Source organism: Actinomadura fibrosa, assembly GCF_900659615.1.
GTDB lineage: Bacteria > Actinomycetota > Actinomycetes > Streptosporangiales > Streptosporangiaceae > Spirillospora > Spirillospora fibrosa.
In genome coordinates this window covers 42726-61273 of sequence record NZ_CAACUY010000001.1, presented here as the reverse complement: position 1 = coordinate 61273, position 18548 = coordinate 42726, and the positions used below count along the sequence as shown (strand labels likewise).

At 67.4% G+C, this 18548-nt stretch carries 15 protein-coding genes, 2 tRNA genes, 1 pseudogene and 1 CRISPR repeat array; of the genes and pseudogenes, 6 read left to right on the top strand and 12 right to left on the bottom strand.

Features of this window, described 5'->3' with window-relative positions:
• The first annotated feature begins 15 nt into the window (after positions 1-15).
• A complete protein-coding gene (locus E1300_RS00240; protein ID WP_131754787.1) occupies positions 16-1590 on the top strand; it encodes a hypothetical protein in 1575 nt (524 codons plus the stop codon).
• A gap of 180 nt (positions 1591-1770) precedes the next feature.
• Complete coding sequence (gene sigJ, locus E1300_RS00235; RefSeq protein WP_131754786.1) at positions 1771-2637, top strand: RNA polymerase sigma factor SigJ; 867 nt, start codon at positions 1771-1773, stop codon at positions 2635-2637.
• Positions 2638-2683: 46 nt separating this feature from the next.
• On the opposite strand, the gene E1300_RS00230 is transcribed toward sigJ, so the two are convergent.
• Positions 2684-3418, bottom strand: a complete 735-nt coding sequence (locus tag E1300_RS00230; RefSeq protein ID WP_131754785.1) for a hypothetical protein — start codon at positions 3416-3418, stop codon at positions 2684-2686.
• A 1596-nt stretch (positions 3419-5014) separates the two neighbouring features.
• Here E1300_RS00230 and E1300_RS00225 point away from each other — a divergent pair.
• Both E1300_RS00225 and E1300_RS00220 read left to right on the top strand, forming a co-directional pair.
• The gene (locus E1300_RS00225) at positions 5015-5320 is read left to right on the top strand and encodes a hypothetical protein (protein WP_131754784.1); all 306 of its coding nucleotides are present in this window, start codon (positions 5015-5017) and stop codon (positions 5318-5320) included.
• 277 nt (positions 5321-5597) lie between these two features.
• Positions 5598-6575, top strand: a pseudogene (locus E1300_RS00220) (tyrosine-type recombinase/integrase).
• A 65-nt stretch (positions 6576-6640) separates the two neighbouring features.
• Here the strand turns inward: E1300_RS00220 and E1300_RS00210 are convergent.
• Positions 6641-6716, bottom strand: a tRNA-Arg gene (locus tag E1300_RS00210).
• Positions 6717-6902: 186 nt separating this feature from the next.
• Here E1300_RS00210 and E1300_RS00205 point away from each other — a divergent pair.
• Complete coding sequence (locus E1300_RS00205; protein WP_131754781.1) at positions 6903-7319, top strand: hypothetical protein; 417 nt, start codon at positions 6903-6905, stop codon at positions 7317-7319.
• A 130-nt stretch (positions 7320-7449) separates the two neighbouring features.
• Positions 7450-7542, top strand: a tRNA-Ser gene (locus E1300_RS00200).
• 159 nt (positions 7543-7701) lie between these two features.
• On the opposite strand, the gene E1300_RS00195 is transcribed toward E1300_RS00200, so the two are convergent.
• The 10 genes from E1300_RS00195 to E1300_RS00150 form a co-directional block, all read right to left on the bottom strand.
• Entirely contained in the window at positions 7702-9273 is a 1572-nt protein-coding gene (locus tag E1300_RS00195) for a tyrosine-type recombinase/integrase (protein ID WP_131754780.1), read from the bottom strand.
• Between the two features lie 64 nt (positions 9274-9337).
• Positions 9338-9646 (bottom strand): sigma factor-like helix-turn-helix DNA-binding protein, encoded by a 309-nt coding sequence (locus E1300_RS00190; RefSeq protein ID WP_131754779.1) that lies wholly within the window; start codon positions 9644-9646, stop codon positions 9338-9340.
• A gap of 132 nt (positions 9647-9778) precedes the next feature.
• Positions 9779-9925, bottom strand: a complete 147-nt coding sequence (locus tag E1300_RS00185; RefSeq protein WP_242618869.1) for a helix-turn-helix domain-containing protein — start codon at positions 9923-9925, stop codon at positions 9779-9781.
• Positions 9926-10040: 115 nt separating this feature from the next.
• Positions 10041-11864: a relaxase/mobilization nuclease domain-containing protein gene (locus E1300_RS00180; RefSeq protein ID WP_131754778.1), complete on the bottom strand. Its 1824-nt coding sequence runs from the start codon at positions 11862-11864 to the stop codon at positions 10041-10043.
• A gap of 46 nt (positions 11865-11910) precedes the next feature.
• On the bottom strand, positions 11911-12333 hold the full coding sequence (locus tag E1300_RS00175; protein WP_131754777.1) for a hypothetical protein: 423 nt from the start codon (positions 12331-12333) through the stop codon (positions 11911-11913).
• Positions 12334-12606: 273 nt separating this feature from the next.
• Complete coding sequence (locus tag E1300_RS53265; RefSeq protein WP_278045330.1) at positions 12607-12732, bottom strand: hypothetical protein; 126 nt, start codon at positions 12730-12732, stop codon at positions 12607-12609.
• A 982-nt stretch (positions 12733-13714) separates the two neighbouring features.
• On the bottom strand, positions 13715-14230 hold the full coding sequence (locus E1300_RS00165) for an ATP-binding protein (RefSeq protein WP_131754776.1): 516 nt from the start codon (positions 14228-14230) through the stop codon (positions 13715-13717).
• A gap of 252 nt (positions 14231-14482) precedes the next feature.
• Positions 14483-14692 carry a DUF397 domain-containing protein gene (locus tag E1300_RS00160; protein ID WP_131754775.1) on the bottom strand — a complete coding sequence of 70 codons (210 nt, stop codon included), beginning with the start codon at positions 14690-14692 and terminating at the stop codon, positions 14483-14485.
• A 9-nt stretch (positions 14693-14701) separates the two neighbouring features.
• On the bottom strand, positions 14702-15562 hold the full coding sequence (locus E1300_RS00155; RefSeq protein ID WP_165502608.1) for a helix-turn-helix domain-containing protein: 861 nt from the start codon (positions 15560-15562) through the stop codon (positions 14702-14704).
• A 503-nt stretch (positions 15563-16065) separates the two neighbouring features.
• Positions 16066-16705: a CRISPR direct-repeat array (repeat unit 29 nt; unit sequence GGGACCATCCCCGCGCGTGCGGGGAGCAG).
• 308 nt (positions 16706-17013) lie between these two features.
• On the bottom strand, positions 17014-18405 hold the full coding sequence (locus E1300_RS00150) for an NsdA family TPR-like regulatory protein (protein ID WP_131754773.1): 1392 nt from the start codon (positions 18403-18405) through the stop codon (positions 17014-17016).
• Positions 18406-18548 lie beyond the last annotated feature (143 nt).

Sequence of the window (18548 nt, the reverse complement as noted above, 5' to 3'; positions counted from 1 at the left end):
TACCGGAGGACTGCGATGACCGAGAACGAGCAGCGGATCATGCCGCGCATCGACGCCGGCGAGCCGGTCGACCTCAGCGGCGGCGATCCCCCGCACCGCACGGTGCGAGCCGCGTGGCTGGGCGAACGGCTCGTCGAGGCGCCACCGTCCGACGGCGGCCGCATCCGGCCGATCAAGATCCGGGGCGCCCTCTTCACCGGCCCTTTGGACCTGGAGGCGTGCACCCTCACCCGTCCCCTACTACTGGACGGCTGCGACTTCGACGACGTCGTCACCCTGAACGACGCCAGCGCCCTGACCGTCCGCCTCCACGGCTGCCACCTGCCCGGCCTGTCGGCCCGGAGCCTCCGCACCACCGGCGACCTGGAACTCAACGACGGATCCACCGTGGAAGGGCCCGTCGACCTTCTCGGCGCGACCATCGGCGGAAAGCTCTCCCTCCGCCGGGCCCGCCTCACCAACCCCGGCGGCCGAGCCCTGAACGCCGACCGCCTGGCCGTGAACCACGGCCTCCACTGCGGCGGCGGCTTCACCGCCGAAGGCGAGGTTCGCCTGCTCGGCGCCCATATCGACGGACGACTCGTCCTCCAGGACGCCCACCTGTCCAATGCCGGAGGCACCGCGCTCCAAGCGAACTGGCTCACCGTCGGCCAGCACATGCTGTGCGAGAACCTTCGGGCCGAAGGAAGCATCCGCCTGGCGGGCGCCCGCATCTCCTACCTAGACATGTCCAGGGCCGACTTGAAAGCTCCCGGCGGAACCGCACTGGACGGCTACGGCCTCATCGTGGAACACGACGTCCAATGCGGCAGCGGATTCACCGCCGAGGGCGAGGTCCGCATCAAAGGCGCCCGGATCGGCGGTGCCTGCGACTTCACCGGTGCCCGCCTGCGCAACTCCGGCCAGCAGGCCCTGGACCTCGAAGCGGCGCGTGCCGACGAGCTGATCCTGCTGCCCGGCGAAGCTCCGGACGGGCTCGTCAACCTCACGAACGCCCAGGTCAGGGTCTTCCATGACGCGCAGGCGACGTGGCCCGCCGTCCTGCGCCTGCACGGCTTCACCTACGGCACCCTCGCCGACGACGGCACGGACGGGCGGCAACGCCTGCGCTGGCTGGCCCGCGACCGCGGCGGCTACACACCACAGGCCTACGACCAGCTGGCCGCCGCGTACCGCCGTGCGGGACGGGAAGAGGCCGCGCGCCAGGTCGCCATCGCCAAGCAGCGGCACCGCCGCCACGTGCTCGGCCTCGGCGGCAAGCTGGCCAACTGGCTGCTCTACCTGACCGTCGGCTACGGCTACCGGACGCGCCTCGCCGCGGGATGGCTGGCCGGACTGCTCCTCGCCGGAACCTGGATCTTCGCCCACGCGCATCCCGGTGCCATGACGCGGAGCAGCCCGGACGGACCCGCATTCAACGCGTTCGCCTACACACTGGACGTCCTGCTACCGGTCATCGACCTCGGGCAGCAGAAGGCATGGCAGCCCCACGGCACGGCGATGTACTGCTCCTGGGCGCTCATAGCCGCCGGATGGATCCTGACCACGGCCGTCGTAGCGGGTCTCACCGGCGTCATCAAACGCGACTAAACCGATCAGGCGCCCCGACCGTGGCACTGTAGTAAACGATCGCGATGTTGACGGGTTCCATAATCGCTCCTTCCTTCGTCCCCGGGTACGACGACGGACTCCCCGCGGATGTGAGGCGGCGACCTCACATCCCGGCGCGCTGACTCGTCGAGACCACGAGAGGAAAGGAGTCGGCGCCCGATGACCACCCCGACCGGACCGGACCCGCTCATGAGCGAGCGGCGCCGGCTGATCAACCTCGCGTACCGGCTCCTCGGCTCCCTGACCGAGGCCGAGGACGCCGTCCAGGAGACCTACGCCCGCTGGTACGCGATGCCGCCGCGGCGGCAGGACGCGATCGCGTCCCCCGCCGCCTGGCTGACGACCGTCGCCACCCGCGTCTGCCTCGACCTGCTCGGCTCGGCCCGCGCCAGGCGGGAGCAGTACGTCGGCGAATGGGTGCCCGAGCCGCTGCCCGACCGCGACGAATGGGCGAGCACCGATCCGGCCGACCGCGTCACCCTCGACGAGTCGGTCAGCATGGCGTTCCTCGTCGTCCTCGACTCGATGACCCCGGCCGAGCGCGTCGCGTTCGTCCTGCACGACGTCTTCCGCTACCCCTTCGCCGACGTCGCCGAGATCGTCGGCCGCACACCGGCGGCCTGCCGCCAGCTGGCCACCTCGGCCCGCCGCCGCATCCGCGCGTCCCAGCACCCGCCCGCGCCCCAGCACGCCGACGTCGTCCGCGCCTTCAAACGCGCCTGGGAGGCCAAGGACATCGACGCCCTCGTCAGCCTCCTGGCCCCCGACGCGACCGCGACCGGCGACGGCGGCGGACTCGCCCACGCCGAACCCCGTCCCCTCCAAGGGGCCGAACAGATCGCCCGCTTCTTCGCCACCCGCTCCGGCGCGACCCTCGTGGAGTGCACGGTCAACGGCCAGCCCGGCCTGGCCGCCCAGCTGGACGGCGCCACCGTCTCCGTCATGGCCTTCGACATCGAGAACGCCCAGATCAGGAACATCTGGGCGGTCCTCAACCCCGAGAAGCTCCGCCTCTGGACGTCCTGACACGGCCGGGCGACGCGACGCCCGTCACGCCACCCGGCCGTCCCGGTCAGCCCTTCGGGCCCGAGTCCGTCCACTCCGCGACCTTGTAGGCGTCGTACTGGAGCACCTCACCCGGTCGGTGGAACCGATCGGGCTGCGTCGCGACGGTCAGGCGGCGCGGCTTGCCGTTGTCGCCCGACGGAAGCCTCAGCGAACCATGCGGCGGCGTCGCCACCAGATCACGCGTGGCCAGCAGCATCCCGGTTCCCGTGTCGATGATCCATTGCCGCGTGTAGCTGCCGAGCTGCTTCGGCGCGGTGTAGAGGCCGAGCGGCACCGTCGTCTTCAGCGGCATGGACACCACCGCCCCCGTGCGGCCCAGCGGATCGGTCGCCGTCCCCCTGACCTTGAGGCCGGGCAGCCCGGCGACCATCCGGTACACCGCCGCCCGCACCTTCCCCGAGGCCGGCGTCGTGCTCAGCAGCCCCCCGGCCACCTCGGTCAGGGCCCGGAGCCGCTCCTGGCCCTTCAACTCGCCGATCGTCTCCTCCTTGGCACCGTCGACGCTGACCGCGTGCCACTTGCCCCTGAGGCCCAGCAACACCTGCTCCAACTTCTTCGGCTCGGTCGGCAGATCGGCCACCTGCTTCGGCGACAACCCGTAGAACGAGTCCGAGGACGGCCGCCACCCGCTGTCGCCCTGGCCCTTCATCAGCAGGACGATCTCCTCACCGTCCGCGTAGGCCCATACGGCGAGCGTCCTCGGAGGACCGACACCGTGGCAGCGGGCAAGAGTCCCCACCCACCATCAACTTTCGTCGATCCACCAAGTCACACCGTCACTCGACCACCCTCACCGCACTCCGCCAAGCACACTCCAAACACAACCAGCGCAAACCCGACGAGAACACCACCAGACGCCCCCTCTCACGACGCCAGGTCCTCGTCCTCACGCACTGGCACTACCGCGCCCAAGACATGAAGCCCGGCAAAACACCCCCCACCACCGCCCGCAATGGCAAGCCGCTGCCAGCCCACGTCACCGACAAACGAAGTCCCGCGCGTCCAAGCCCCTACTGACAAGATGCGGCGCCCCGAGCCCGACGAGATGTGGACGCAGCGGCCGGCCACGTCCTCCCACCTGGTCGCCTACACGGGAGCTCGCCGCGGTGAGCTGCTCAACCTGCGGAGGCGAGACATTGACCTCACCGACGCCTCGACCTACATCAAGGGCCCGGCCGTGTGTGCGCCACCGGATCAGGCGAACCGATCCCTCCGGACACGGCCACGTCCCTCATGACGACCCCGACCGACGCACACAACGCACCGATGGCGGGACTGCCTCCAGCTGAGCCACTGCTCCACGCGCGGCCTCACGACCTCCGGCACATCCGCACGACGACGCTGCTGATGGCAGGCGTTCTGTTCAATCTTGTGGCGGCCCGGCCGAGCACGCTGCCCCGTCCGTCAGGCTGCGGGCCTACACGCATGCGACAGCGAGCAGCTTGTGGAGGCAGTCACGATCTTCGCTCACCAGGTAGGGACGCGGCGTAGGCCCGGAAGCCGCGCTGTTGATAAGGCGTTAGCACAAAGGCCCCCACGATGATCGCGAGGGGCCTCTGAACAGGGCGCACCCGAAGGGATTCGAACCCCTAACCTTCTGATCCGTAGATTCCCAAACGATCACTGGCGCCGTCCGAACCCGTCCGCACGCTGGGCCGATGACCTGCGCCGCGTCCGAACCCGCTCACTCCGATCCTCACCATCCGGCCCCGTGGCTCCCACCGTGGCTCCCACGGAGCCACCGGCTGTACCCGCCGTCTGCGGGGAGCTCGTCTTCGTAGTCGCCTGCGGCGATTGCCGCGTATCCGGCTTGCCAGGCGAAGGTGACGAGTTTCGAGACCGCGTCCACCACCTGGCTGGGTGTGGCCTGCTGCTTGACGACCTCGATCTTGATTGGCCAGGCGGGGAAGTCCTCTGAGTCCGGAACGAACCAGGGTTGCGCATGACTTCGATCTCAAGGCCGTTGAGGTGTGCGACGCCGTCAAGGGCGGTAGCGGCGGCTTGGCCCACCAGGTCAACCGCGGCGTCCTTGGACAGACCTCGTAGGTAGAGCCCGCAGTATTCATAGTGCTCCGGCGTGACCTCCTCCGCTCTCCCATCGTCGCCGTCTCCATCGGACCGCGACGGACGGACGGGCCTGTCCGAAGGGTGCTCCCGCGCGAACGGCGCGCACCCCGTGACAGGCAGATTCGCGCGGGAGTGCCCTCCGGGTCCAGGAGGGGTCTGGGGAACCACGGGATTCCCCAGTAGCGCACGCTCAGCAGAAGCGCAGATGCTCTACGGACGCAAGGTTTCCGCCCCGTTCTGGGTTCTGGCTCTATGCGAGCATCCTCGTATGGTTGACGTGACGTTGGATATGGACGCCGATCCGATGCCGCTAGTGATGTTGCAAGCTGAGACATGGGAGCTGCATGTCTGGGCACCTCTTGCGGACCTCTCACGGCTGAGCGAAATCCGTTCAGCGACTTGGGATGACCGGCGATCACTTCAGGTAGGTACTTGTGGCGACTTGCCGGTGTTCTGGACCCTCGCCGAGGATGGGCAGGCGACGGTGCTGATCGGGCAGGATGACGAGACTTGGAATCTTGCCTTGATGGTTCCGCTCACGGCCGTGGACGAGATCGTTGCCCTTGCACGCTGACGTCGTACAAGCGGCGGCGCGACCCGAGCGGACCGGGCCGGCGACCGGCTGGCGCGGCCGTGCAGCGATGCGCGGCCGGGGACCGGCGCCCACGCCGCACGCCCCGGACGCGCAGGCGGCGGGCCGCGCCAACAGCGCGAGCGCCGCCGCTCCTTGAGCTGGCGGGGTGCGGTCCACCTCGGCTACGACGACAAGGGACGACGCGTCCGAAAGAAGGTCTCCGGACGCACGCGCGCCGAGGTGGCGGAGAAGCTTCGCAAGCTGCGAGAGCTGGTGGATGCCGGGACGATCCCGGGACAACAAGATCACCATCAAGGCGTTCTTGGACCGCTGGTTGACCCACAACCTCCCGGGCACGGTGGCCGAGTCAACCGAAGACGACTACAAGGACACTGTGCGACTGCATCCGGCACCCGCGCTCGGGCGAACGAAGCTCTCCAAACCCACTGTCCTGGACGTCGACAAGCTGTGGCAGGCCAAGCGGGAGGCTGGCTACAGCGCCAACAGCAGCCGGATCATGTGGACGGTGCTTCGCAAGGCTCTCGCGCAGGCCGAGAGAGAAGGCAACGTCGCCGCTCTTTCGGCAGCTCCTCACGTGGTGGCCAAGGAAGGACGGACTCTGACGATCGACCAGGCGAAGGTACTCTTGAGCACAGTCGCCGGCCACCGCTTCGAGGTCGCCATCATGCTCGCGCTCGCGTACGGCCTACGGCGTGGCGAGGTGCTCGGCCTGCACTGGTCGGCGGTCGACTGGGACGCCGGAACGATTCGGCTGACGCACTCCGTGAAGCGAATCAAGGACCGCGACAAGGCGAGCGGTCGCAAGACACGGCTCGTGGTGGGAGGCTTGAAGACGCCGAAGTCTCGCCGGACGCTCGTCCTCACTCCTCAGCTCGTGACCAAGCTCCGGACGCTCCACGATCGGCAGGCTAAGGCCAAGATTGCGGCCGGTGGGCTGTAGCGGGATCACGGGCTAATCTTCGCGAGTGAGGTCGGAACGCCGATGGACCCGGACAACTTCTCGCACGTCTTCTCCAAGCTGGCCAAGCGCGCTGGTCTCGGCCACTGGCATCCGCATGAGCTACGGCACTCGGGTGCCTCGCTGATGCTGGCGCAAGGGACGCCGCTGCACGTCGTCTCAGAGATCCTGGGGCACACGTCCATGGCGATCACGAAGGACGTCTATGGGCATCTCCTGGTGGACGACAAGCGGGCGGCGGCTGAGGCGATGAGCGGTGCGCTCTTCGGGGCGTGATCGGTCTCTGTGGCTCCCACGGCCATGCAAAAGCCCCCTTCCATGATCGGAAGGGGGCTCTGAGCTGGCGCACCCGAAGGGATTCGAACCCCTAACCTTCTGATCCGTAGTCAGATGCTCTATCCATTGAGCTACGGGTGCCTGCCGGGATTACTGTACCGGCTCCCTGGGGCTGTCCGCGAATCGGTTGGGGCCCGAGCGGTTGCCGATGTGACCTGGGTCACGGAACCGGCTGGGACGAGACAGCGCCAAAGGGGTGATTGAGACGGGTGCGACCTATGAGGTTGAACCTCGTCCGAAGCCCAAACCCCCTGAAGGAGACACCCCATGCGCATGTCTGCCACCAAGCTGGTCGGCGTCCTCGCCATCGGTGGCGCGCTGCTCGCTTCCACGGCATGCGGGCCGATCGACACGATCACCGGCAGCGGCAAGAAGAACACCGCGTGCAAGAACATCGAGTCGGAGCTGCGCAGCTTCTCGACCAGCAGCGGCGGCTCGTCGACCAGCCCCCAGCGGTTCTCCGACACGGCCGCGAAGATTCGCAGTGAAGGCCAGAGCGCCGGCGGCGACGTCGAGGTCGCGGCCACGAAGTTCGCGCAGGACCTGGACGACACCGCCGCCACGCTGCGGCGCCTGAACTCCGGCAACCTCGGCGGCGGGACGCCCAACTTCACCGAGATGCAGCAGCACGGCAACGAGCTCGGCAAGGCGTGCGGCTACACGGGCATCCGCCTGGGCGGCTGATCGCCGACGCTCTGCTCCCGCGGCCCCGGGAGCGGGCGTCGCCGGTTCGGGCTAAGCTTCGGTGACCACGGGCCAGGCTTTGCCGGTTGGCCAGCGGAACCGGTAACCTGTCCTGAGCCTGAGGGCTCCTGGAGGATTCGCCTAGTCCGGTCTATGGCGCCGCACTGCTAATGCGGTTTGGGTTTACCGCCCATCCGGGGTTCAAATCCCCGATCCTCCGCCACCTGACCAGGGACTTCGCCCGAGATCGAGATCTTGGACGAAGTCCCTGTCGCATCCCAGATGCCCGTTTTGTTGGCCCTGGATAGCACGTGGTGAGCACGAGACGCCGTGGCGGCGTCCCACGCCCAGGTCAGAGTCCCGAAGTGGATCATCGTCACAACTACCCTGCGTGTTCGGTTCGCCTCCTGCGCCGGTCCGCCAGCGAGACCACGTTCCGCGGAGTCGGCGGCTCGGACGTCACCTCGTCGGCTGACATGCGCGGTACGACAGCGGCGACGGCCTCAGCAGCGGCCCTCGACACCTCCGGCAGGACGGAGGTGTAGGTATCGGCGGTGAACGAATGACGCGAGTGCCCGAGCGTCTCGCTGATCACCTTCATGTCCACCTTGCCGAGCAACGCCAGCGTGGCCGCCCCGTGCCGCAGGTCGTGGAAGCGGATCGGCGGCAGAGGGTCGCCCCGTAGCACCCCCTGCACGGCCCTCTCGCTGACGCGGTGCCGCCGCGCGATCCGGTCCGGCGCCCAGCCCTCCTCGACATGCCTCCGGCGGACCCGCCCGTGCTTCTCGATGAGGTCGTCGAACCGCATGGAGATCCATTGAGGGCGAAGCGGTCTGCCGTCCGCTTGGGTGAACACCCGGCCCGAGTCGACCCAGACCTCCGCTCCGGCAGCGAGGCGCTCCTCTTCTTGACGCTCGCGCCATGCCAGCAGCACCGAGATCGTCGTCGAGTCCAACGCGACCGTTCGCTCGCCGGCCTCCGACTTGGCGTCGTCGTACTCGTCATCCCCCTCGGACAGCGTTTCCCTGATGGTGATCGTCCCCGAACCCTTTAGGTCGGTGTCCTGCCAGGACAGCCCCGCGACCTCGGCTCGTCGCAGACCGCGGAAGGCGACCAGGTGGAAGAGGGCGTACAGACGCTCGTCGACCGCAAAGTCGAGGAACGCGCCGGTCTGTGCGGGAGTCCAGACCATCACTGGGCCCGGAGCTTTGCCGGTCTCCTGCCAGCGCTGGACGCGTTCAGCGGTCCACACGTACGGCTTGACCCGCCTGCCCTTGATCCGGGGCAGTTCCACGTGCTCGATCGGATTGTGTCCGACGCGCTTGGACTTGACTGCCGAGTTCAGGGCAGACGACAGCACCGCATGAACCTTCCTCACCCTTGCCGGTGAGATCGGCTGAGTCTGCTTGCGAGTGGGCTTGCCCGCAGGAGGGAGTTTCCGCGGGGACAGCGCTCGGGCGTCCAACAGCCGCTGGAGGAGCTCGCTCGGCTTCTCTGAGGCGGGAAGCGGCCTGTTGATTTGCAGGATGGCGTCGTAGAGGTCACGTGCATGCTTGTCACGCAGCTCCACGAGCTTGAGGTGTCCGAGCCCAGGCGCCAGGTAGAGCCGGACGATCTCCTCGTAGTCCGCATAGGTCGACTTCGCCAGACGCCGCTTGCCTGGCAGCCAGATCTTCTCCAGGTAGGAGCCGACCTTCAGGGATCGGTCGACCGGCTGGCCGAGCCGTTCCGCCGTAGCGAGTTCGTCCGTGAGAGCCGCCTGAGCAGCTCTCTGGGTGGTGAACGGACCGATGTAGGGCTGTCTTCGGCGTCCATCCGCTCCTGGGGGAGCTTCATAGCGGGCCCACCACGAACCGTGGGTCCGCTTGGTCAGCTGCGGGCATGTCCCCAAGGCGAACTTCTTGCCCGTCTCGGGGTTGCGGCAGCCGCAGCGCTTGAACGTCGTACCTCTCAAGGCTTCTCCTCAGAATGGTCACTTCGCGGTGCCAGGGCCGAGGAACGCCTCCGTAGACGTTGGTCTAATCGTGAGGTCGCTTCTTCAGCACCTGGAGCACCGCCTGAACACTCACGCCGAGTCGGTCGGCGATCTGCGTGAGCGTGAGGCCATCGGTCCGGGCTTCGCGGAACGCCTTCCGCTGTACGGCGGCGAGGCTCCCGATCACCTCACGAGCGAGGGTGGCGAGAGGCTCCTTCGCACGCACACGGGGTAGCGGCTCAAGGCGTCGGAGTTCATCGACGCCTTCGGCCAGCAGACTCACCAGCCGTTCGAGACGCTCGTGCGGGCGCTCAGGGAGCTCATCGCAGACCTTCGCGTTGTCATCGCTCACTCGCGGAGAGTCAACTACATGCTGTTAGATCATTTCAATGGGAACCTTGAGGCTTAACGCCCAGGTCAGGTGCCCTAACCCCTGGATGGCGATCTCCATCGCCATCCAGGGAAGAGCGCGGCTCTCCGTCGGCTAGGTCACGCCGAGCAGCTTGCGGAGTTCTGCGGTCGGCACCCGGTAGGCGGTACCGACTCGGATGATGCGGCACGGGAAGTCTCCGCGTCTCGCCAGTTCATAGGCGTACGTACGGGAGAGTTTCAGAGCGCGAGCGGCGGTCATGATACTGACGACCGTGGGAAGAGTGTCGAGGTCTTCGTGCCGCATGGTCTGCATTCGGATGCCTCCGTGTTTGGGTTCGTGGCGGATGCGTTGAAGTCTTCGTCATGACGGATTGTCACCGGTGCTGTCGGCTTGGCCGGGTTGGTGGGGAAGGGCTCGATGGTGGGGGTCTAGTCGGGGCCGTGGGGTGCAGCGGCGCCCACGGGTTGGGGAAGGCGGCCATGGTCAGGCGTGCTTGTGAGGACATGGCCACCTGTGCGGTTGGTTCTGGCGGGCTGACGGGTGCCTCGGGTTGCGCTTCGCGGACCTGTGCGCCGGCGCTTCGGGCGGCGTCGGCTTGGGCGTGGCGGTGCTGGAGGCGGCGCAGCTCGGCGATGGTGTCGAGCAGCGTGATGAGGTTGGCGACGAGCAGCATGGTCGACACGGTCGCCCGGTTCTTGACGGAGCCGGTGAGCGCGAGGAGGCGGGCTGCGGTTCGCAGGGCGTTGCCGGCAGGGGTGGGCCGTGGAATGCGACCGTAGGGTGCGCGAGCGGCGCGATCGTAGCTGTCGGCGGCGCGGCGGAGGTGATGGTTGCCGGTGGCTTGCGCAGCGGCGCGAAGGGCATCGGAGGCGGCCCAGCAAGCGTCCTGGACTGTGTACGGATTGGTGGCGAGGTAGCGACGAATGTGGGCAGTGGCGTAGGACGCGGCGCGAGCCGCGTCGTCGTAGAACGCCTGCCGATCCTCAACGGTGAGGTCGCGAACGACGGCGGTTGGCATGTCACGCGCCCCAGGTGATGCCCAACGCTGCTGGAGGCGTGTGAGAGAGAGGTCGTCTGCGAGCCGACTTCCTGGATGCCAGGTCGATTCCTCGTCACCAGAATCGGCGGGAAGGGCGACGGCGTAACCGGTGATCTGACCGGGGACGTACTGGCTGTAGCGGACCTTGACCATGAGGCCGTTGTCCTGGAGCCGGTCAAGGAACTCAGTGATCGTCCGGGTCTTGTCCGCGGCGCTGCGGACGGTTGTCCGCAGTAGGGCCTGCCTTGTCCGCGCGGATAGATGCCGTCCGGAAAGCGGACGGACGGCGGATGGGCCGCGGACCGAGCCGTCCGCGCTTGTCCAGCGCTGGCGGAGTTTGGACAGCGTGAGGTCGGCGGCGAGTTTGCTGCCCCCGTACCAGACCGGCTGTCCGTCCGCGTTGACATCGCCGGGCGCGGCCACCGCGTACCCGGTCAGCTCGCCAGCCGTCCGCTCGCTGAACCGCCGCCGCACCAGGACACCGTCGGCCTGGAGGCGTTCGAAGAACTCCCTTTCGCTACCCGCGCCGGCGGCCGCCGTCTGCACCTTGTGATGCAGGAAGGTACGGGAAGGTACTGCCCGGCCACGGCGGACGGCTTTCTCGATCTCACCGCGTTTGGGACGGCGGGCGGCGGTCCGGTCGGCCGGCGCCGTGGACCGCAGGCCGAACCGTGCCTCCACCGCCCGGCAGGCGTCCCGCACCCGGTATCCGTCGTTCCATACCTCGGGGCGGACGCCGTCCGGCCGCGCCAGTGTGGCCACGATATGAACGTGGTCGTCGGCGTGCCGGACAGCGATCCAGCGGACGGCGTCAACGTCCCCCTCCGGGACCAGACCAGTCCGCTGCATGATCTCGCCGGCGATCTGCGCCCACTGCTCATCGGTCAGGACCGGGTCTTCTGGAGCGGCCCGTACGGCGCAATGCCAAACGGGCTTGTGGTAGTTGCGTTCACCGAGCAGCGCCAGCGGCTGGACCAGCACACCCTCCAAATGGCGAAAGTCGCGGCGGCCATCGGGGCGTACTGCCGGTTCCAAGTCGGCCAGGTCCCCAAAGCCAGCGACGATGCGCGGGTCGCGGTGCTCACCATTGGTGCCCGGCCCGTAGAGGTACCGCAGCAGCCCCTGGACCCGGGCAATACGCATAACCTTCCCGATCATCCTGCGACGCTCAGCGCCGAGGTCTTCGGCCCGCTGACGGCTCCTGTCATGGCAGCCGCTTCCTCAGCTCGTCGGCCAGCTCATCCAGCTTGCGGATCGTCTGCGCGGCGGCGCGGGCGTACCACTGGATCGTCCAGGGCACCTCTCCTGAGTTCAGCGCGGCGACCGCCTGGTTGAGATTGACGCCGATCCGGTGCGCCTGACCGCGCACCTGCATGACGGCCTGCAGCATCTCGCGCAGCTCGCTGTTCTCCGCTCGCGGCTTCCCGGTTGCTGCGGCGAGCAACGTCAGCGCTGCCCACGCCGCAGTCGCCAGGCGTTCCCGCTCGGCCGCCTTGGACACCGCCGCGTGCTCTTCGTCCGACAACAGGATGTACAGCACCCGCCTTCGCTTCCCCTCGCTGCGGGTTCGGCGGTTACGCCGCTTGACCATGCTCGATGCGGACTCGTCGCTGCCGTCTTCGGCCATTGGCCTCCTCACCTGGGATCGCGCTCGATCCCGTTCCTCGCTGTGGACCGCGCCCGGTCCACAGCCGATAACGCTTGTGTTCTCCATTTCTTGCCCTGCGTCAGCGGAGCTTGATGAAGATCCCTCGGGACATGTCTGAGACCGCACTCGACAAAGGGCTAGGTCTGCAGGCATGCAAGAGGTCGTCATCCGGCTTACGCGGGAGAAGCGCTCGTCTTGTTCAAGTGGCTGGAGCGGCTGCAGATGACGGATTTCGACCGTGTCGTTGGCGATTCAGCCGTCTGGCCCGCGATTCATCGAATCGCGGGCATCCTGGACAAGGCACTGCCGGATCTCTTCGCCGCCGATTACGCCGAGCGTCTCGATGCCATCCGCCGAGCCTGCGTCCAGAGTGACCATCGGGGACCTGCACAGGTCAGAGGCTCCGAGCTCCCTTGTGCGGTCACGTGTCGCGGGCGGTACGCGATTTCTAATGCTGTTCGATCGGCCTCTTCGAGCGCTGTAGCTCCACGCCTTCCGGAACTCCGCCCGGTTGTCCACAGTGTTGTGGATAACGAGCTCGCCCGAGAGATCTGTGCTCGCTTGCTCGTATCGGCGTACTGGGGCCCCGGGCTGGGGGTGTGCCCTAGCGTCTGAGCTTCCTGTCGCGGATGCAGACAGAGTCGGTCGTGCAGCTTGACGGTGAGCCGCTCAGTAGCCCCGTCGGTGTGAGTGTCGAGTGCGTCCATGCGAGGTGCTCTCCAGCGTTGCCTGAATCCGGACCATTGCGGACTCCTCTCTGCTCGGTTCGACTGAGTGCTTCAGCGGCCACTCCGGCCACCTGCGTCCCAGCTTCCCTCATCTCACGTCAGTCGACTACTTTAAGCGTCGGCGTGGCGCACTGTTGTTTGAAAGCATCGTGTTGGCGCTCCTGAATCGCCATGGTCTTCGCTCGACCTGCCGTAGGAAGTTGCCCGGCGCAGCTCAAGGGTTGGCTCGGCGGCAAGGGGCGGACGCTCGCACCCTCGTCGAGCGTTGAATCGAGCGTCCGACTCAGAGCACAGAGGTGATGGGCGACTCCCTCGCCTGAAGGGGAGCCGCCCGCCCTCAGCGTTTCACCTGGCGAACAGGTCGGCCATCGCGGTGTCCGTCCGCGCAACGGCCTCACTCAGGGCATCTGCTCGCCCGGCCAGGTAGGCGCGATGCCGTCGATTCTTCTCCTCGGAGGCTCGGTATCGAGCCTGCTTCGCTTCCTCCGCCATGGCATCGCGTGAGCGGGCGAAGGCCAAGCCGACCCCGTTCGCTAGTTCGAGCCCAGTCATCTCGTCCGGGACGATGAATGCGAGAGGTGGCGGAACCGCGGAACGTCGTCGGACGAGCAGGCGAAGCGCTGGGCGCGGCCTCACGAGGCGGCTTTCCGGTCGAGCGCCCACGACGCCCAAACGACCTTGCCCTGCTTGGGTGTTGTGACGGGGTACCAGCCCCAGGCACCGGCGAGCATCGTTGCCAGCCGCAGGCCGCGCCCTCCTTCGTCGTTGAGCCCCGTGTCCGGGATCTGCGGACGGCCGGCCCCAGAGTCACGAACCTCGACGATGAGGTGCTTGGCCGATATCCGGAGCTGGATGAGGATCACCGCGAGTTCGTCCAGGGCGACCAGATCATCGGGGAGTAGCTCACCCGTGACGTCGAAGGCATTGGTGACCAGCTCAGAGAGCACCTGTTGGCAGTCCCAGCCATGATCGGCGTCCAGTCCCCACGCCGACAGCTTGGCTCGGGCGAACGCGCGCACCAGGGGGATCGAGGTTGGCAGAGCGGCCAACCCCACGACATCCCTGTAGTCGCCGCCGTCGTGCAGCGGGGGCCTTGTGCCGGGCGTCGCAGTGTCGCGGCATGGGGGTGCGGTCGATGGCACAGACATCGTTGTCGCTCCTGACTGTGAGCCTGCAGGGGGACGACAGCCGGTTCTCGGGAGTCCATTGACCTGTGCTCTCAGGTCGCTAGACAGACATCGTTGTTCCGACTGTCCTTGTCGGGTGACAGTCACGAGTATGTGATTGTCTTTGATCAGCCGCAAGGGTTTTTGTAACAGTGCGCATCTCTCTCGTTACCCAGATACGAAGAAAAGGGTCGAAGTGCGACACTTCGACCCCTGCTTCCCTGGCTGAATGGGCTACGGCAGACAGTGTCTTCCCCGGCGGACCTCCGCCAAGAAGATCGCCCAGGCGCTCATCCCGAACTCAAGCACTGGGCCGGCGTCGCCAAACGCGGTGTCCCGGACGCCGATCCGGTGCCCGCCGGATCGCCCGGCCTCGACGCAGTTGTTGCCCGTTCCGCTGTACGACGACTTGCGCCATCCGACAAAGCGTTCACGACTGGTCATGGGATCTTCCTAGTGCGACGGGAGGGAGTCTGCGACGTCCGTCAGCATCTCGCGTGACCGCTCGGCCGACAGCGCCGCGCGGATGAGACCTCCGTACACCATCTCGAATTGCGCGGTGTGCTGCGGATCGGTGAGCACGAGGTCGGTGGTCACCGTCTCCAATGCCACTACATCCGGATCACCGTCGTCGGGATAGGTGTACATCGAAAACGAACATTCAGGGATGTTGTACCCAGGGATCTCGGCGTCCACAGGCAGAACCCGCACCGTCACCCGCTCGTCCTGCCGGGACAGGTCGACGATGTGGCCGAGCTGCCGACGGAACACTTCCTCCGGGACCGAACGGCGACGCAGCACCACCTCGTCCAGGATCACCTCATAGGACGGGCCAGCCGGACGATGCAGCATCCGCTGCCGTCCGACCCGCCCCTTCAGCACGCCAGCGACCTCGGCATCAGGCGGCAAGGGCAGCTCTGTGTTGGTCAAGCGTGTGGCGATGAACTCCTCTGTTTGCAGCAGCCCCGGGATCAGGTTCTGCTGATACTCGCGGATGACGCTCGCACCGGCCTCGAGGTTGGCGAACCTGGCCTGGCGCTCACCGATCCCCGACGACTCCCACCAGCCATGCGCCGCCGCCTCGGCGGTGATCTGCACGAGCTGTGTCCACTTGTCACCCTCGACGCCGAAGACGTCCAGCAGTCGCTGAACATCCTCCTGGTTCGGTGCGACGTGCGCGTTCTCCAGCTTGCTGATCATCTGCCGGTAGACGCCCGACCGCTTGGCAAGGTCCTGCGCTGAGACCCCGGCCTGTTCCCGCAGCTCGCGCAACTCCGCCGCAAGCCGCAGTCGGCGCACGTACGGACTAATCACACTCACCTCATGTCCCCGAACACCGACTGTCACGTCTGTAGGACATGAAGCGTATCCACGTCCCGTCCCGCCTGGGGCCGCCTTCCTCACTCCCACAAGCGCTCCGAACGGGCAGCGCACATGTCACGTGACCTGAGCCTGCACCGCTCGCCCCGAGGAGTGCAAAGTGCTTCAGCGCTTTCCTGGCGCGGATGCCGACGGCCATCGTGCACTCAGGCGTCGGCTGCGTCCCCATCCGTGGGCGGGCAGCAGGTGCGCAGGTAGTTCTGGAGTTCGGTGAGGGATCGCTCTACCGCGGGCGTGTCGACGCGGTAGCGGGCTTGAAACCATCCCCGCGCGTGCAGGGAGTAGCACAGGCGAGTGAGCTCTGCGATGAACGAGTCGGGATCATCCCCGCGTGTGCAAGGAGCAGGGTGTCTGGCTCGGCGGCCGGCAGCCGTTCGGGGGACCATCCCCGCGCGTGCGGGAGCAGTTCGGCGGGTGTGCGCCAGGTGAGGTCGCGGAGGGACCTTCCCCGCGCGTGCGGGGAGCAGTGTAACCGGAACCAGGTGGACGTCCCTTTCTCGGGACCATCCCCGCGCGTGCGGGGAGCAGGGAGTCGGGCAGGGATCGCTGGTGCTTTTCGAGGGACCATCCTCGCGCGTGCGGGGAGCAGCTCCGCAAGCTGATGGACGCGGGCCTCGCGGTGGGACCATCCCCGCGCGTGCGGGGAGCAGCCGCTGGTGATCCGGATCATCACGGGGTCGGGGGGACCATCCCCGCGCGTGCGGGGAGCAGTGCGCCACCGCCATGGAGAACGGCACGGAGGTGGGACCATCCCCGCGCGTGCGGGGAGCAGTTCATCTGGACGGCTCCGCCGCCGCCGGGGAGGGGACCATCCCCGCGCGTGCGGGGAGCAATCTCAACCCACGCGTCTCGGTACCGTCCGGCGGGGACCATCCCCGCGCGTGCGGGGAGCAGATCACGACCCACGTCACGACGACCGACGTCTCCGGACCATCCCCGCGCGTGCGGGGAGCAGCAGACATGCCCATGACCTGCACGTGATGGCCGGGGACCATCCCCGCGCGTGCGGGGAGCAGTCGTAGTTGCCGAGGATTCGTAGACCGTAGTTAGGACCATCCCCGCGCGTGCGGGGAGCAGACTTCCTGACCTGCAGGTCTATCGGCGGGGACGCCTGTTTTGAGCACTTCTTGCGATTCGGCTATATCGCATCAAACGGCTGCATAGGTGACCTAGGTGGGTCGTGGAGCGACCGCAGCAGGAGGGCGATTGACGGCGGCCATGGGAAGCTCCCGTGGCTGCCGGCACACTGCCGCAGCGCGGGACTGCCACCACGCACTCCTGCCCGCAGGCTGCGGGCCGGGTTCATCCCCGCGCGGGGGCGGTCTGGTCTTCGAGGTCGCTGGCCTGGACGAGTTCATGCCGTTCGATTCTCTACGGGGTCTTGATCAGGTGTGCTGGCGGGTGCTGGGTTCCTTGGCTGCTTTTACTTGGTCGAGGAACGTCCGGACGTTGGTGTTGCGTCGGTAGGGGGCCAGATGTTCGCTGAAGCGGGATAGGTGGCTGCGGCATCGCGCGGAGTCGACCTGGCCGGACAGCGTGCCGAGCGCTCGGTGGGCGTAGGACAGGGCGGGTTCGAGTTCGGGTTGGGGCTGCTGGATGTAGGTGGTGGCGAGCAGGATCTGCCGTAGCGCTCCTTCGCGCGAGTCCGTGTCGGTCTTGACGGCTTGGCGAAGGTGGTGGCGGGCTCGTTGATGGTCGCCGCTGCGTAGGTAGCAGTAGCCGGCTTGGCCGTGGGCGTGGGTGTCAGTCATCCAGTAGCTCCAGCCCGGGTCGTCCGATGACGGTCTGGGGTCCTGAAGGGCGTCGAAGGCGGTGTCGATCGCGCGGCGGATGTCGGTGGCGCGTCGGGTGGTGGTGGCGGTCTGATCGTTGGCGTGGGCTTCGGCGGCCCGTAGTTCGAGGATGGCGGTGACCCGACCGCTGCCTCCGGGGTAGCCGGTGCGGGCGGTCTGGGCGAGCAGAACGGCTTCGCGGCCGCCGTCCAGGTCTTTGGCCTGGCATGACATGAAGCCGATGATGTTGGCGCCGAGGGCGCGGTCGCCAGCGGTGTGGGCGGCGTGGAGGCCGGCCACCCAGTAACGCTGCGCGAGTCCGTGCTGTCCGCTGTCGAACGCGGTGAATCCGGCCAGGCGTAGTAGCTCGGCGGCGGTGGCGTGAAGGCGTTTGCCGGTGGTGTCGTCGTAGCGGCCTTGTGTGAGCAGCGTGGTGACGTAGCGCAGGTGTTCGTGGATCAGCCGCAGGAGGGGTCCTCCGCCGAGTTGGTCGTCCATGTGTCGCAGCCGGGCTGTGATGGCGTCCAAGTCGTCGACGATCTGGGCGGGGACGGCCGTACCGACGGCTTGGGCGAGGCTCGTGGTCGGGTGGGCGACAAGCCACTCGTGGGCCGGGGATGTGAGTGAGGCCCCCAGCATCAGCAGGAAGCTACGACGATCCATATAGCCAGCGTCAGCGACCGCGCGTATCGCGCGCAAGGTCCCGGCGGTCGTCCAAGCGGTTTGCAGCCCTGTGGTCGCCGGTGCGCACTCCAGATCGTCGGGGGGCCAGCCGAGGTCGGCGACACTGATGGGACGGCCGAGTTCTTGTTCGAGGAGCAGCGCTGTGAGGGACCGCCATGGTGAACGGGGCACCTCGCCGCGAAGCCACTTGTAGGGGGTCTTGGTATGGACCCGCTCGGGCCGGCCGAGGGCTTCGGACATGTCGTTCAGCCGTCGCGCGAGCTGGTCGGCGCGCAGTCCGAACACCGCCAGCAGCTCTCCGAGCGGGGACGCGGCGGTCATGACACCTCCTGGATGCCGCCTGTCAAGAACAGTAGGGGCGCGGGCTAAGTCTCGGCCACTTCGCACTGGTCCGCTACCGGTCGCACCATCGGCTCTTCACCGCACTGTCCGCACTGCAGTCAGGAAGCTGCCGAAGTAGTTCG

What these genes read in the sequence shown, in the direction of transcription:
- E1300_RS00240 (WP_131754787.1), top strand. Translation starts at nt 16, where the DNA reads ATGACCGAGAACGAGCAGCGGATCATGCCGCGCATCGACGCCGGCGAG.
- sigJ (WP_131754786.1), top strand. Translation starts at nt 1,771, where the DNA reads ATGACCACCCCGACCGGACCGGACCCGCTCATGAGCGAGCGGCGCCGG.
- E1300_RS00225 (WP_131754784.1), top strand. Translation starts at nt 5,015, where the DNA reads ATGGTTGACGTGACGTTGGATATGGACGCCGATCCGATGCCGCTAGTG.
- E1300_RS00205 (WP_131754781.1), top strand. Translation starts at nt 6,903, where the DNA reads ATGCGCATGTCTGCCACCAAGCTGGTCGGCGTCCTCGCCATCGGTGGC.
- E1300_RS00185 (WP_242618869.1), bottom strand. Translation starts at nt 9,925, where the DNA reads ATGACCGCCGCTCGCGCTCTGAAACTCTCCCGTACGTACGCCTATGAA.
- E1300_RS00180 (WP_131754778.1), bottom strand. Translation starts at nt 11,864, where the DNA reads ATGATCGGGAAGGTTATGCGTATTGCCCGGGTCCAGGGGCTGCTGCGG.
- E1300_RS00175 (WP_131754777.1), bottom strand. Translation starts at nt 12,333, where the DNA reads ATGGCCGAAGACGGCAGCGACGAGTCCGCATCGAGCATGGTCAAGCGG.
- E1300_RS53265 (WP_278045330.1), bottom strand. Translation starts at nt 12,732, where the DNA reads ATGGTCACTCTGGACGCAGGCTCGGCGGATGGCATCGAGACGCTCGGC.
- E1300_RS00165 (WP_131754776.1), bottom strand. Translation starts at nt 14,230, where the DNA reads ATGTCTGTGCCATCGACCGCACCCCCATGCCGCGACACTGCGACGCCC.
- E1300_RS00160 (WP_131754775.1), bottom strand. Translation starts at nt 14,692, where the DNA reads ATGACCAGTCGTGAACGCTTTGTCGGATGGCGCAAGTCGTCGTACAGC.
- E1300_RS00150 (WP_131754773.1), bottom strand. Translation starts at nt 18,405, where the DNA reads ATGACCGCCGCGTCCCCGCTCGGAGAGCTGCTGGCGGTGTTCGGACTG.